The organism is Sagittula salina, assembly GCF_017813235.1.
In the GTDB taxonomy this organism is placed as follows: domain Bacteria; phylum Pseudomonadota; class Alphaproteobacteria; order Rhodobacterales; family Rhodobacteraceae; genus Sagittula; species Sagittula salina.
In genome coordinates, this window is the sequence record NZ_JAGISH010000008.1 from 100065 (window position 1) to 112851 (window position 12787).

The window sequence follows — 12787 nt, forward strand, 5'->3', positions numbered from 1 at the left end:
CCCAGGCGGGGGCGCCCCGCACCGGGACCGCTTCCGTTTCCACAGCGGTGTTAACACCTTCGAAACACCTGCGGCGCCATCCTGCGGGGGTTAAATCGTGAGGATTCATCCCGATGCTGAAACAACGCGCCGACCGCTTGCCCAGCGCCCTGGGGTTCGAGCTGTCCACCCCCTCCGGGGACTTCGCCGCGACCATCGTCAATGTCTCGCCCTCCGGTGCCTTTGCCGAAGGATCGCTGCCGCTTTCGATCGGCGAACAGGTCAGCCTGACCGCCCTGAAGCAGACGGTCGGCGCCCGCGTCGTCCGTGTCTCGCCACGCGGGGCCGCGCTGCAATTCGAACAACCGCTCGACCCCGTGCAACTGGAAAACCTGCGTCAATACCGCGACCTCCACATGTTGTGATCGCCGCAGCCCCCCCGGACCGCCATAGCCGCGCGGGTCCGCATGGACATGACCTCCGGGGCGCTCTAGGCTCTGCGACGATCGACAGTACACAAGGGAGGCCGGGAACTTGACGCTTCGGGCAAACATCTGGGCAAGGGCCCTCCGGGCAACCGTTCTGACGCTGACCGCATCGGCGCTCGCCACGGGGCTGACCGCCACGACCCCTGCGACCGCGCGCGCCGACCAGCCGGCTCCCGGCTTCGCGGGCGAATATCTCGCCGCGCGGCAGGCCAGCTTCCTGGGCGATTTCAAATCGGCCGCGCATCACTACGGCCGCGCGCTGGCCTTCGATCCGAACCGCCCCGCGCTGCTCGAACGTGCTATCCTCGCGGAAATGTCCATGGGCGACTTCGCCCGCGCCGCCCTGCTGGCGCAGCGCATGTCGGAGGCCGGCCAGGAAAGCCAGATCGCCCAGATGGCCTTTATCACCCATGCGGCGATGAACGAAAACTACGCTTCCATCATTCAGGCGGTGAATGACAAGAAGGGCATCGGCCCGCTTGCCGACGGTCTGGTCAAGGCATGGGCCCAGCTTGGCACTGGCGACATGAGCGCGGCGCTCCTCTCCTTCGACGCGGTCGCCGCGATGCAGGGCCTCGCCCCCTTCGCCGCCTACCACAAGGCGCTCGCCCTCGCCTCCGTCGGCGATTTCGACAGTGCCGCCGCCATCTTCGACGCGGACGAGGCGAGCGGTATGGCCTCCACCCGGCGCGGCGTCATGGCGCGCGCCGAAATCCTGTCGCAGCTCGACCGCCAGTCCGATGCGGTGACCCTGCTCGACGACAGCTTTGGCAGCGACCTCGACCCCGCGCTGAAGCAGATGCGCACTGCCCTCGCATCGGGTGAAAAACTCGCCTTCAGCCATGTCCGTACGCCGAAGGACGGCATGGCGGAAGTCTTCTATTCCCTCGCCGGCGCGCTGTCGAACGAGGGCAGCGACGAACTCACGCTTCTCTATACCCGCATGGCCGAATCCCTGCGCCCCGACCACACCGACGCGATCCTCCTTTCGGGCGAAATCCTGTCGAAAATGGGCCAGTTCGCCATGGCGGAGGCGGCCTTTGAACAGGTTCCCGAAACCGACCCCTCGTGGCACGCCGCCGTGATGGGAGAGGCGGAGGCCCTGCGCGATCGCGGCGACATCGACGGCGCCATCCTTCTGCTGGAAAATCTGGCGGCGCAGCGCCCCGACCTTGCCGTGGCGCAGACCACGCTGGGCGATCTCTACCGCCAGCAGGAACGCTACGAGGATGCCGTCACGGCCTATTCCCGCGCGCTGGAGCTCTTTGCGGAGGAGACCGATCGCCAATGGTTCCTTTTTTATGCTCGTGCCATCGCCTTTGAGCGTCAGAACAAATGGTCAGAGGCAGAGGCCGATTTCCGCAAGGCGCTGGAGCTGAACCCGGAACAGCCGCAGGTGCTGAACTACCTCGGATATTCGCTGGTCGAACAACAGGTCAAACTGGACGAGGCCCTGTCGATGATCGAACGCGCCGTCGCAGCGCGGCCGAACTCCGGCTATATCGTCGACAGTCTTGGCTGGGTGCTCTACCGCCTCGGCCGCTACGAAGAGGCCGTTCCGCACATGGAAAAGGCCGCTGAACTCATGCCCATCGACCCGGTGGTGAACGACCATCTGGGCGACGTCTACTGGGCCGTGGGGCGCAAGCGCGAGGCGGAGTTCATGTGGCACCGCGCGCTGTCTTTCGTCGATTGGGAGGACGCCGCGGCAGAGGCCGATCCGGAGCGTATCCAGCGCAAGCTGGCCGTGGGTCTGGATCGGGTTCTGACCGAAGAAGGCGCGCCGCCGCTGGTCAGGGCCGATGTCGCCGACTGACGCTTTCGCCCCGGCGAAGGTCAATCTGGCGCTGCACGTCACCGGGCAGCGCGCCGATGGCTATCACCTGCTCGACAGTCTCGTGGTCTTTGCCGACGTGGGCGATCGCGTGCGCGTGACAGAGGCGCGCGCCATGGCGCTGACCGTCACCGGCCCGCGTGCTGCAGGCGTCCCCGCCGACGCGCGCAACCTGTGCTGGAAGGCTTCGGAATGGTTCGGGGAATCGGTCTCCATTGTTCTGGAAAAGCATCTTCCGGCGGCGGCGGGCATCGGCGGTGGCTCCTCGGACGCCGCCGCGACGCTGCGTGCCGTGGCGGACCTCCGCGGGCGCCCCGTGCCTTCCGAGGGGTTGGAGCGTCTCGGCGCCGACGTCCCCGTCTGCATGGTCGGTCACGCCGCGCGCATGGCGGGGATCGGTGACGTGGTGCACCCCCTCCCGCCGCTTGCGCTACACGCGGTGCTGGTCAATCCGGGCGTCGACGTGTCCACGCCTGCGGTGTTCAAGGCCCTGACGCAAAAGACCAATCCGCCGATGGCGGAGATGCCCGCTGCTGCGGGCGGGGCAGGGGGCTTTGTGGATTGGCTCGCCGCGCAACGCAACGATCTTCAGGTGCCCGCCGTGGCGCTCCAGCCGGTCATCGGCCACGTCCTCGCCGCGCTTGAGGCCAGCCCCGGCGCGCGTCTTGTCCGCATGTCCGGCTCCGGCGCGACGTGCTTTGCGCTATATGACGACAGCGCCGAGGCCGAGGCCGCCGCCGATGGGCTTCGCGCCCTGCACGCCGACTGGTGGGTGGAACCCTGCACCCTGCGCTGACGGTTCACGTCTTCCCCCGGGGCCCCGGCCCCGGCGGGATAGCGTTAAGATCCGGTAAATCCGGTCAGCCCAAGCCTTTGATTTTGCTCAATCGGATGGCGTGTCCCATGCTGGGACACCGGCTCAGCTGACCCGCGCCACCACGTAATCGTTGAGCTCGATCAGCAGGTCCCGAAGCTCGCTTTGCGGGAAGGTCAGCATCGCCGCCTTGGCCCGCCCGGCCCAGGCCAGCGCCTCGGACCGGGTCTCATCGAGCGCGCCGTGCCGGTTCAAAAGTTCGAGCGCCCGATCAAGGTCGCCGTCACGCTGGTCGCCTTTCTCGATGACCCGTTTCCAGAAGGCCCGCTCCTCCTCGCCGGCCCTGGCATGGGCCTTGATCAGCGGCAGGGTCAGTTTTCTTTCCCGGAAATCGTCGCCCACGTTTTTCCCGGTGGCGTCCGAACCCCAATAGTCCAGCAGGTCATCGACGATCTGAAAGGCGATCCCAAGCGCGTCGCCATATTCAAAGAGGGCGCGCACCTCTTCCTCCGGACGGCCCGCGATGACGCCGCCGACCTCGGTCGCCGCCGAGAACAGGGCCGCCGTCTTGCCCCGCACCACCTGAAGGTAGATTTCCTCGGTGGTCTTCAGGTCCTGTGCGGCGGTCAGCTGCAGGACCTCGCCCTCCGCGATGGTCGCCGCCGCGTCCGACAGGATCCGCAGCACCCGCAGGTTGCCCGTCTCGGTCATCAACTGGAACGACCGGGCAAAGAGGTAGTCCCCCACCAGTACCGACGACTTGTTGTCCCAGAGCAGGTTCGCCGTTTTCCGCCCGCGCCGCAGCGCGCTTTCGTCGACCACATCGTCATGCAGCAGGGTCGCGGTGTGGATGAATTCGACCGTGGAAGCGAGATGGATGTGGTAAGGACCCTCATAGCCGCAGAGCTTTGCCGCAGCCAGCGTCAGCATCGGTCGCAGCCGCTTTCCGCCCGCCTCCACCAGATAGGCGGTGACCTCCGGGATACGCGGCGCGTGCTTCGAAGCCATCCGGTCACGGATCAGACCATTCACGGCCTGCATTTCCGGCGCCAGAATTTGGGCCAGACGTTCGTGCGGCTTCGCGCTTATTTGATCCAACATCCCGACTCCTCATGCGTTCTGTGGCATCAAGGCTCGACAAGAACCACTGCCCGTCTCTAAATCATGTCCATGGAAGAGCTACTGCGCACCACCGACATCACCCTGATACCACTCGCCAAAACCATCCTTGACGCGGAGGATATACCCAGCTTTGAACTGGACGTAAACATGAGCATCCTCGAGGGGTCGATCGGCATTTTGCCACGTCGTTTGATGGTGCGCACGGCGGATCTCACGCGGGCGCGGCGGTTGCTGGAACTGGCCGGCGTGAACCTTGCGGGCTGACCCCTTCGCAGACGCAGAGCTGACCCGCGATGCCATGCTGGGCGGGCGGGTACAGCTATGGCAGCCGCGCGAGGGCTATCGTGCGGGGACCGACCCTGTTCTGCTGGCGGCCACCATTGCGGCGGGGGCCGGACAATCCGTTCTGGAGCTGGGCTGTGGCGGCGGCGCGGCGCTGTGCTGCCTGGGTGCGCGGGTGCCGGGGCTCAGGCTCGCCGGGGTGGAGATCCAGCCGGCCTACGCCGACCTGGCGCGCCGCAATCTGGTGGACAATGGGCTGGAGGGCATCGTCTGGGACGGTGACATCTCCGATCCTCCACGGGCGCTGAAGGCGGAAAGCTTCGACTTCGTCATGGCCAATCCGCCCTATTTCGAGACCGGCAAAGGCCTTGCCGCGCAGGAGCCGGGGCGGGGCACCGGGCGTGCCGGGGCGCTGCCGTTGGGGGATTGGGTCAGCATCGCCGCGAAGCGTCTGAAGCCGCGCGGCTACGCCACTTTCATCCAGCGGGTGGAGCGTCTGCCCGAACTCCTGGCCGCGATGGACGGGCCACTTGGGTCGCTGGAGCTGTTGCCCCTGTTGCCACGGGAAGGCCGGGGGCCGCGCTTGATCCTGCTGCGAGGACGCAAGGACGGGCGCGCGCCGTTCCGCTTTCACGCGCCCATGGCCATTCATCCTGCCCTGATTCGGGACAATGCCCCGGACAACTATACGGAGCGTTTCCGCAATGTGATGCAGCAGGGCCGTGCGTTACCTTTCGAGGCAGACCCCGGCTGATTTTTGCCGATTGTTACAGTTTCGTGAAGCATAATCGCATGCGCGGCGTGACAGAATGCCCATGTTGTGCTGCACTGAAACTCCCACCATCGAAAGGAGGATCCCATGAGCTTGAGCTCGCATCTGCAGGAACTGAAGAGGAAGCACCAGTCTCTTTCGGACGCCGTGGAAGTCGCGCAGCGATCACCCGGCACGGACGACCTGCACATCGCGTCGCTGAAAAAGCAGAAACTGCGGATCAAGGAGGAAATAACGCGCCTTTCGTCTACCGTCGCCTGAGTTATGTCGACGCGGCCTGTCCTGACCCATGTCGGGGCAGGTTCGCGCCAGCGATCTTTCAGATGTGGAACATGTGCCTTGCCCGGGATCACGGCGTTCCAACTGGCCCCTCACCCCCTCAGAAATTCCACCACAGTATTCACCTCGTCCTGGGTGATCTCATGCCCGTGGGCATGCCATTCGGTCCGCAGGTCGGCCCCCTGGCCTTCCAGCCAGGCGCAGAAGGCGCGCGTCGCATCAGGCGGGCAGATCGGATCGCGCCGTCCGGCAGTGACCAGAACCCGGGTGCCCGCCAATGCCGGTGCCGGGGCGGGCTGCCATGGAATCAGCGGGTGCATCAGCGCGAGGTCCGTGAACAGGGCTGGCTGCGCCATGGCGACGGCGGCGAGGATATTGGCGCCGTTGGAGTAGCCCAGCCCCATGACTCGCGTGGCCCCGGTGCGTGCGCGCGCAGCCTCGACAAAGCGCAGCATCGCTTCCGTCCGGCGCGCAAGATCCGCCATATCGTAAAGCCCCTCCGCCCTGCGCCGGAAGTAGCGTAGCGCACCGTGCTCCGACACATCGCCGCGCGGAGAAATCACATGCGCCTCGGGCAGGACCTCGCTGGCAAAACCGTGGAATTGAGCCTCTGTCCCGCCGGTGCCATGGCAGGTGAAGATGAGCGGTGCGCCGGGCTGGCCTGAGGTTTCGGCATAGGCGTAGTCAGTCATGGATCGGCTCCAGATGCCGTTCCAGCGTCGCGCGCAGGTGTTCGTGCTGGCGGGGCAGCTTCAATGCTTCGCCGAGATGCGCGGTATCCTCGTCCCGGTCGAAGCCCGGTTCGTTGGTCGCCACCTCGAAAAGCACGCCGCCGGGCGTGCGGAAGTAGATCGCCCAGAAGTAATCGCGGTCGATAACCGGCGTGACCTGATAACCGGTGTCCATCAGGGCCTTGCGGACTTCGAGCTGCTTGTCGCGGTTGTCGACGGAAAAGGCGACGTGATGCACCGAACCGGCGCCCTGCGCGGCGTGGGCGGCATCGACTTCGGTAATGTCGATGACCTGCGCCGCATTGCCCCCCGGCACCCGTAAGCGGGTGACATTGTTCTCCGACGCCTCCCTTTCGTAGCCCATGAAGCGCAGTAACTCAGCACTGGCGGCGGCGCCGCGCGGGTCCAAGCGCATGTCGGCAGAATGAAAGCCCCGGATCGCCACGTCCTGCGGCACGTCGGCGACCCATGGAGTACGGTCGTCGTCCTGCGCCACGAGCGCGAAACCATCGCCGTCAGGCCCCCTGAACATCAGGCGTTGCTCGCCCATACGGTCTGTACGGACCATGCCTTCGGTGCCAAGCGTGGCGAGGCGTTCCTCCCAGAAGGGCAGGGCGTCCCTGGGGACAGCAAAGGCGGTGGTGCCGACCTCGCCGGTCCCGGGACGGCCGCGGGCCGCATTGCGAAAGGGAAAATAGGTCATCACCGTGCCCGGAGTGCCCGTCGCGTTACCGTAGTAAAGGTGATAAACGTCCGGGGCGTCGAAGTTCACGGTCTTCTTGACCCGTCTCAGGCCAAGCGCCTTCGTGAAAAATGCATTGTTTTCCTGCGCGCTGGAGGCCAGCGAGGTCACGTGGTGCAGACCGTTGATCTGGTTGAGCATGATGAATCCTCCGGTTTCTGGGCAGGATATAGGGTCAGACTGATCGCATGGCATCGCCGGTCGGCGCGGGGAATTGGTGCGCCAGCGCAGAGTCGGCGAGGGGCAGTTCTTCGGCGAAAGACCGTGACGGGGAAACGCGAAACGCCCCGGCGCGCGGCCGGGGCGTTTCGGAGGGAGCGTGTGCGGGCGGGCGCGCAAAAATGCCGCCGCCGGCGCGGTTTTTCAGGCGAAGAATTGCGCGCCATTCGCCGAAATGGTCGACCCGTTGATGAAGCCCGCGTCATCGGACGCGAGGAAGACCACGCAACGCGCGATTTCCTCCGGTTCGCCCAGACGGCCGGTGGGGATCTGACCGATGATAGACTCGCGCACCTTCTCCGGCACGGCCATGACCATTTCGGTTGCGATGTAGCCCGGGCAAATGGCGTTTGCGGTGATACCGGCACGCGCGCCTTCCTGTGCGAGGCTCTTCACGATGCCGAGGTCGCCCGCCTTCGTCGCCGCGTAGTTCACCTGCGCGAACTGGCCCTTCTGGCCGTTGATCGAGGAGATCACGATCACGCGGCCGAACTTGCGCTCACGCATCCCCGGCCAGATCGGGTGAACGGTATTGAAGACGCCTGTGAGGTTGGTATCGACCACCTCTTTCCACTGTTCCGGCGTCATCTTGTGGAAGGGCGCGTCGCGGGTGATGCCGGCGTTGGCCACGACGACGTCGATGGGGCCGAGGTCGGCTTCGACCTGCGCGATGCCCGCCTTGGACGACTCGTAGTCGGCCACGTTCCACTTGTAGGTCTTGATGCCTGTTTCGGCCGAAAAAGCGGCGGCCTTCTCGTCGTTGCCGGCGTAGGTCGCGGCCACGGTGTAGCCTTCGGCCTTCAGCGCCTTGGAAATCGCTTCGCCGATGCCGCGGCTACCGCCGGTCACGAGTGCAACTCTTGCCATGTGGGAACTCCTCCAGTTCTTGGTAATAGCTTGGTAACTTTGTTACCTGCGTGATTCCATCTTCGCAACAATATTGCGCGCAATATTTTGGCTTGGCGCGTGTTCCTGGGTTGAGGCTGCTTGTCGTCCTTGCGGCACGTCACATCCCGGAACCGTCGCTCACTCCTCTCCCGGAGGTCCAGCATTGCGCACCTCTCCCCGGAAAGCAAAGCCGGAAGCCGACCCGCCGAGGCAGACTCCAGAAAGAAGAACGGGCCCCGAAGGGCCCGCCGCTCTGGTCGCTCAGGCGCGCTCGACGCAGAGCGCAACGCCCATGCCGCCGCCGATGCAGAGTGTGGCGAGACCCTTCTTCGCGTCCCGGCGCTGCATCTCGAAAAGCAGCGTGTTCAGGACGCGCGCCCCCGACGCTCCGATCGGGTGGCCGATGGCGATGGCACCGCCGTTCACGTTCACGATCTCCGGATTCCAGCCCATGTCCTTGTTCACGGCGCAGGCCTGTGCAGCGAAAGCTTCGTTGGCCTCCACCAGGTCGAGGTCCTCGGCTTTCCAACCGGCCTTTTCCAGCGCCTTGCGCGAGGCGTAGATCGGGCCGACGCCCATGATCTTGGGATCGAGACCGGCCGTCGCATAGGAGGCGATGCGAGCCATCGGGGTGATGCCGCGCTTTTCAGCGTTCTCGGCGGACATCAGCAGAACACCGGCGGCGCCGTCATTGATGCCCGACGCATTGGCCGCTGTCACTGACCCGTCCTTGGTGAAGGCCGGGCGCAGTTTCTGCATGGATTCGATGGTGGCGCCGTGGCGGATGTACTCGTCCTTGTCCATCACGATCTCGCCCTTGCGGGTCTTGATGATGAAGGGGATGATCTCGTCCGCGAACTTGCCTGCGTTCTGGGCGGCTTCGGCTTTGTTCTGCGAGGCCAGCGCGAATTCATCCTGCATCTCGCGGGTGATCTGCCACTGCGATGCGACGTTTTCTGCGGTCTGGCCCATGTGGTAGCCGTTGAACGCGTCCCACAGCCCGTCCTTGATCATGGTGTCGATGTAGGACACGTCGCCCATCTTGTAGCCCTGACGCAGGTTCTGCGCGTGGGGCGACATGGACATGTTTTCCTGACCACCGGCGCAGACGATATCCGCATCGCCCAGCATGATGTGCTGAGCGGCCAACGCGACCGAGCGCAGGCCGGAGCCACAGACCTGGTTGATTGACCAGGCGGCCGAGCTCTCGGGCAGGCCGGCGTTGATATGCGCCTGGCGGGCGGGGTTCTGGCCCTGCGCCGCGGTCAGCACCTGGCCGAGGATGGTCTCGGAGACCTCGCCCTTTTCGATGCCTGCGCGCTGAACCAGCGCCTCCAGAACGGCGGTGCCCAGATCGTGCGCGGGGGTGTTCGCGAACGAACCGCCAAAGCTGCCGACGCCGGTGCGGGCGGCGCTTGCGATAACGACATTGGTCATGTGGTGTCCTCCTGGCCAAGCGTTCATATGCGCGGACCCGCCGTGTGCGGGCCGCTTCTGTCTCGCCTGTCGGCTCTGGGGATTAACCGATTTTCCGAATTGTCAAAAGGGAAAGCGTGCTGCGCGGCAGCGCGGCACAAAAGCGCATCACGCGAGCTTCCGTTCCGTCGCCTCCCGCCATGCGGGCGTGATGCTGGGCGCGGCAAGGAAATAACCCTGCAGGCAGTCCAGCCCGAGCCCGCGCAAGCATTCGGCATCGGCCTCTGTCTCGACGTTCTCGGCGACAGTGAACATGTCGAACTGCTCGGCGATTCGGACTATGGCGGCAACAAGCACCTGGTTGTCCGGATCCAGCGCGATACCCCGACAGAATTCGCCGTCGATCTTCAGGATGTCGAAACTGAATTCCTTGAAATGCCGCAGTGCGGTATAGCCAGAACCAAAGTCGTCGATGGCGAAGGTGATGCCGCGACTCTGCATATCATCCATGAAGGTGATGACCAGTTCCGGCACCAGCATGGCGGAATGTTCGGTGATCTCCAGGATCAGCCGTTCGGCAACGGTGGGGTCCTGATCGAGCCCACGGTGCAGCACCGCCATCCATTTTTGGTACCCGATGGAGCGCGCCGACATGTTGATCGCCAGCCTCAGGTCGGGAACGCGTGCCAGCTCTGCCAGCCCTTGCTCCAATGCGATGCAGTCGAGCATCCGCCCATATTCGGTTTCTTCCACCGCATCCATGAAGTCCGCCGCCGGGATGACCCGGCCTGTTTCGTCCAGCACGCGAATCAGTCCCTCTTGGAAGGCTGGCTGACAGGGAGGGCAGGCCTGGACCACCGGCTGGAAGGCCAGTATCACCTGCCGGTGCTGGATGGCCCGGCGCACCATATCGAGGATCTTGCCGTCGCGCAGGAGCACCGCGTGTTCCAGTGCGTTCAGCGACCCGGTGGTGGTCTTGCCCATGGCTTGCTCCGACAGTTCCGTTTCGCGCGCCCCGCCGGACGCGTCCGTTCGTTGGGCCTGCATTCTGCGCCGCCAAATATTGAACGGTTATTAACGCTCCGGTTTGTTGAGAATTGTCTGGTAAGATCTCCCACGCATCCCGCCGCGGCTTTCAGGTCTTTATGCGCGTGACCTTCATGACTCCCGCGCTTGACACCGGCGCAGGGGCGTGTATTTGGGCGGCTTCATTGGTGTTGGTGGCCCCCGCAAGGGGATGCCTGTCACATCGGGCAGCCGGGATGCCACAGGTCGCAAGATCAGGCAGTCCGGTCCGGTGAGAGGACAACGCCCTTCGTAACACAAGAAGGAGATCAGACCGTGACCAAACGCACGTCTGCCAAGTACAAGATCGACCGCCGCATGGGCGAAAACATCTGGGGCCGTCCGAAGTCCCCGGTGAACCGCCGCGAATACGGGCCCGGCCAGCACGGTCAGCGCCGCAAGCAGAAGATGTCCGACTTCGGTCTGCAGCTGCGCGCCAAGCAGAAGCTGAAGGGCTACTACGGCGACATGACCGAGAAGCAGTTCCGCCGCATCTTCTCCGACGCAGAGCGCGCCAAGGGCGACACCGGTGAGCTGCTGATCGGCCTGCTCGAGCGCCGCCTCGACGCCGTTGTCTACCGCGCCAAGTTCGTGCCGACCGTCTTTGCCGCCCGCCAGTTCGTGAACCACGGCCACGTGACCGTGAATGGCCAGCGCGTGAACATCCCATCCTACCGCGTGAAGGAAGGCGACGTCATCGAGGTTCGCGAGAAGTCGAAGCAGATGGCAGCCCTGCTGGAAGCCACCCAGTTGGCCGAGCGCGACGTGCCCGACTACATCGAGGCCGACCACTCCAAGATGAAAGCCACCTTCGTGCGGACCCCGGGTCTGTCGGACGTGCCGTACCCGGTGATCATGGAACCGAACCTCGTCATCGAATACTACGCGCAGAACTAAGGTTCTCTGCGAAACGGGGCGGATTTTCCGCCTCCTCCCATACGGGGCCGTCCTTCGGGGCGGCCCTTTGCTTTTGTCCTCACGGGATCGTCGGTATGCCGGGCGGTCGATCCGGGGTAGGACAGGGCCGGAAAAAAGGGAGACATCCATGCACCGATTGGTCCTGACGGCGGCAGTGGCCGCGATGCTGCCCGGCCTCGCGCTGGCGCAGATGCACGGCCCCGGCAGGATGGGGGCGCATCACGGAGCCGGTGGCCTCGGCCATGACGAGGTTATCATGCCCGGCCTGCGCGGGCTGGACGCCACACCGGAGGAAAGCGCGGAGATGGCGGTGATGTTTCGCAACTTTCAGACCCTTTCCCGCCGGGTGGAGACGCTGCCGAACGGGATTCGCACCGTGACCACGTCCTCGGACCCGGACGTGATGGCGGCGCTCGTCAGCCACGTCACCGGCATGATCGCCCGCGTCGAGGACGGGCGCGATCCGCAGGTGTTTGTCCAAAGCCCGACGCTGGACGTCTTCTTTGCCCGCGGCGCGGGGATCGAAACGGACATTGCGGTAACGGAGGCGGGGATTGTCGTGACCCAGACCGCAACAGATCCGGATCTGGTTGCGGCGCTGCAGATCCACGCGGCAGAGGTTTCTGACATGGCCGCGCGGGGCATGGCGGCGGTGCACGACCGGATGATGTCTCGGTCGGGAAACTGAACCCGGACACGACTGCCCCGGACATGCGAAGGCCGCCGCGTCCAGTCAGGATGCGACGGCCTTTGCGACGATTGCCGGCCCGTTTCGGAGCCGGCGATGCCCGGATGTCTCAGACGTAATAGACGTCGCGAAAGACGTGGTGTGCGATGCCTTGACGCGTCAGACCGCGTGCGGCCAGCTCGTCGTCGGACAGGGCCTGCAGGCGCTCTATTTCCCGCATGCGGTGGGAATTCTCCGCGATGGAGGCCAGGGATTCCAGAACGCCGTTCAGGCCGCTCATGATGGTCTCCAGGATGCCGCGGCGCGGTGCGTGGTCGTGCGTGATATGTGCCATAGTTCGATATGCCTCTTTCGGTTGGGTTCAGCTCCCTCCGTGAAGGCAAGTTATGCCGCACTGCGGCAATTTTCCAGTGCGGTTGCAGCAAGGCCGCTGCCACGAGGGTGCATGGCTAAGCCGGGAAATCGTAAGGCTGCGTAAGGAAATGGCGGTTCGGACGGTCCGCCTACTTTGCGAGGTGCTTCGGCTCGGGATGCCCCAGGCACGGACCGC

Annotated in this window: 15 protein-coding genes; 8 read left to right on the forward strand and 7 right to left on the reverse strand. The window is 64.9% G+C overall.

What is annotated here, in order from left to right; genetic code table 11:
- The first annotated feature begins 113 nt into the window (after positions 1-113).
- The 3 genes from J5474_RS14875 (at position 114) to J5474_RS14885 (ending at position 3097) form a co-directional block, all read left to right on the forward strand.
- Positions 114-404 (forward strand): PilZ domain-containing protein, encoded by a 291-nt coding sequence (locus J5474_RS14875; RefSeq protein ID WP_209361709.1) that lies wholly within the window; start codon positions 114-116, stop codon positions 402-404.
- Between the two features lie 109 nt (positions 405-513).
- The gene (locus J5474_RS14880; RefSeq protein ID WP_209361710.1) at positions 514-2283 is read left to right on the forward strand and encodes a tetratricopeptide repeat protein; all 1770 of its coding nucleotides are present in this window, start codon (positions 514-516) and stop codon (positions 2281-2283) included.
- Positions 2270-3097 carry a 4-(cytidine 5'-diphospho)-2-C-methyl-D-erythritol kinase gene (locus J5474_RS14885; RefSeq protein WP_209361711.1) on the forward strand — a complete coding sequence of 276 codons (828 nt, stop codon included), beginning with the start codon at positions 2270-2272 and terminating at the stop codon, positions 3095-3097. Before J5474_RS14880 ends, J5474_RS14885 begins: the two co-directional genes overlap by 14 nt.
- Before the next feature lie 123 nt (positions 3098-3220).
- On the opposite strand, the gene J5474_RS14890 is transcribed toward J5474_RS14885, so the two are convergent.
- A complete protein-coding gene (locus J5474_RS14890; protein ID WP_209361712.1) occupies positions 3221-4216 on the reverse strand; it encodes a polyprenyl synthetase family protein in 996 nt (331 codons plus the stop codon).
- A gap of 69 nt (positions 4217-4285) precedes the next feature.
- Between J5474_RS14890 and J5474_RS14895 the strand changes: the two genes are divergently transcribed.
- From J5474_RS14895 to J5474_RS14905, 3 genes are all read left to right on the forward strand, one after another.
- Complete coding sequence (locus tag J5474_RS14895) at positions 4286-4501, forward strand: putative signal transducing protein (RefSeq protein WP_209361713.1); 216 nt, start codon at positions 4286-4288, stop codon at positions 4499-4501.
- A complete protein-coding gene (locus J5474_RS14900; RefSeq protein ID WP_245216489.1) occupies positions 4491-5273 on the forward strand; it encodes a tRNA1(Val) (adenine(37)-N6)-methyltransferase in 783 nt (260 codons plus the stop codon). The genes J5474_RS14895 and J5474_RS14900 overlap by 11 nt, the downstream gene beginning before the upstream one ends.
- Positions 5274-5378: 105 nt before the next feature.
- Complete coding sequence (locus J5474_RS14905; protein WP_209361714.1) at positions 5379-5552, forward strand: YdcH family protein; 174 nt, start codon at positions 5379-5381, stop codon at positions 5550-5552.
- A gap of 110 nt (positions 5553-5662) precedes the next feature.
- Here J5474_RS14905 and J5474_RS14910 read toward each other — a convergent pair whose 3' ends face one another.
- From J5474_RS14910 to J5474_RS14930, 5 genes are all read right to left on the reverse strand, one after another.
- Positions 5663-6262, reverse strand: coding sequence for an alpha/beta hydrolase (locus J5474_RS14910; protein ID WP_209361715.1), 600 nt, complete (start codon positions 6260-6262; stop codon positions 5663-5665).
- A complete protein-coding gene (locus J5474_RS14915; protein WP_209361716.1) occupies positions 6255-7184 on the reverse strand; it encodes a VOC family protein in 930 nt (309 codons plus the stop codon). The genes J5474_RS14910 and J5474_RS14915 overlap by 8 nt, the downstream gene beginning before the upstream one ends.
- Before the next feature lie 222 nt (positions 7185-7406).
- Positions 7407-8129, reverse strand: a complete 723-nt coding sequence (gene phbB / locus J5474_RS14920; protein WP_209361717.1) for an acetoacetyl-CoA reductase — start codon at positions 8127-8129, stop codon at positions 7407-7409.
- Positions 8130-8411: 282 nt separating this feature from the next.
- Positions 8412-9587: an acetyl-CoA C-acetyltransferase gene (locus J5474_RS14925; RefSeq protein ID WP_209361718.1), complete on the reverse strand. Its 1176-nt coding sequence runs from the start codon at positions 9585-9587 to the stop codon at positions 8412-8414.
- Between the two features lie 147 nt (positions 9588-9734).
- On the reverse strand, positions 9735-10550 hold the full coding sequence (locus tag J5474_RS14930) for an EAL domain-containing protein (protein WP_209361850.1): 816 nt from the start codon (positions 10548-10550) through the stop codon (positions 9735-9737).
- Between the two features lie 357 nt (positions 10551-10907).
- Between J5474_RS14930 and rpsD the strand changes: the two genes are divergently transcribed.
- Both rpsD and J5474_RS14940 read left to right on the forward strand, forming a co-directional pair.
- Positions 10908-11528 (forward strand): 30S ribosomal protein S4, encoded by a 621-nt coding sequence (rpsD, locus tag J5474_RS14935; protein WP_209361719.1) that lies wholly within the window; start codon positions 10908-10910, stop codon positions 11526-11528.
- A 148-nt stretch (positions 11529-11676) separates the two neighbouring features.
- Positions 11677-12237 carry a hypothetical protein gene (locus J5474_RS14940; protein ID WP_245216490.1) on the forward strand — a complete coding sequence of 187 codons (561 nt, stop codon included), beginning with the start codon at positions 11677-11679 and terminating at the stop codon, positions 12235-12237.
- A gap of 109 nt (positions 12238-12346) precedes the next feature.
- On the opposite strand, the gene J5474_RS14945 is transcribed toward J5474_RS14940, so the two are convergent.
- Positions 12347-12571, reverse strand: a complete 225-nt coding sequence (locus J5474_RS14945) for a DUF1127 domain-containing protein (protein ID WP_209361720.1) — start codon at positions 12569-12571, stop codon at positions 12347-12349.
- Between the last annotated feature and the right edge of the window lie 216 nt (positions 12572-12787).

What these genes read in the sequence shown, in the direction of transcription:
- J5474_RS14875 (WP_209361709.1), top strand. Translation starts at nt 114, where the DNA reads ATGCTGAAACAACGCGCCGACCGCTTGCCCAGCGCCCTGGGGTTCGAG.
- J5474_RS14930 (WP_209361850.1), bottom strand. Translation starts at nt 10,550, where the DNA reads ATGGGCAAGACCACCACCGGGTCGCTGAACGCACTGGAACACGCGGTG.
- J5474_RS14940 (WP_245216490.1), top strand. Translation starts at nt 11,677, where the DNA reads ATGCACCGATTGGTCCTGACGGCGGCAGTGGCCGCGATGCTGCCCGGC.
- J5474_RS14905 (WP_209361714.1), top strand. Translation starts at nt 5,379, where the DNA reads ATGAGCTTGAGCTCGCATCTGCAGGAACTGAAGAGGAAGCACCAGTCT.
- J5474_RS14895 (WP_209361713.1), top strand. Translation starts at nt 4,286, where the DNA reads ATGGAAGAGCTACTGCGCACCACCGACATCACCCTGATACCACTCGCC.
- J5474_RS14945 (WP_209361720.1), bottom strand. Translation starts at nt 12,571, where the DNA reads ATGGCACATATCACGCACGACCACGCACCGCGCCGCGGCATCCTGGAG.
- J5474_RS14890 (WP_209361712.1), bottom strand. Translation starts at nt 4,216, where the DNA reads ATGTTGGATCAAATAAGCGCGAAGCCGCACGAACGTCTGGCCCAAATT.
- J5474_RS14910 (WP_209361715.1), bottom strand. Translation starts at nt 6,262, where the DNA reads ATGACTGACTACGCCTATGCCGAAACCTCAGGCCAGCCCGGCGCACCG.
- phbB (WP_209361717.1), bottom strand. Translation starts at nt 8,129, where the DNA reads ATGGCAAGAGTTGCACTCGTGACCGGCGGTAGCCGCGGCATCGGCGAA.
- J5474_RS14885 (WP_209361711.1), top strand. Translation starts at nt 2,270, where the DNA reads ATGTCGCCGACTGACGCTTTCGCCCCGGCGAAGGTCAATCTGGCGCTG.
- J5474_RS14925 (WP_209361718.1), bottom strand. Translation starts at nt 9,587, where the DNA reads ATGACCAATGTCGTTATCGCAAGCGCCGCCCGCACCGGCGTCGGCAGC.
- J5474_RS14915 (WP_209361716.1), bottom strand. Translation starts at nt 7,184, where the DNA reads ATGCTCAACCAGATCAACGGTCTGCACCACGTGACCTCGCTGGCCTCC.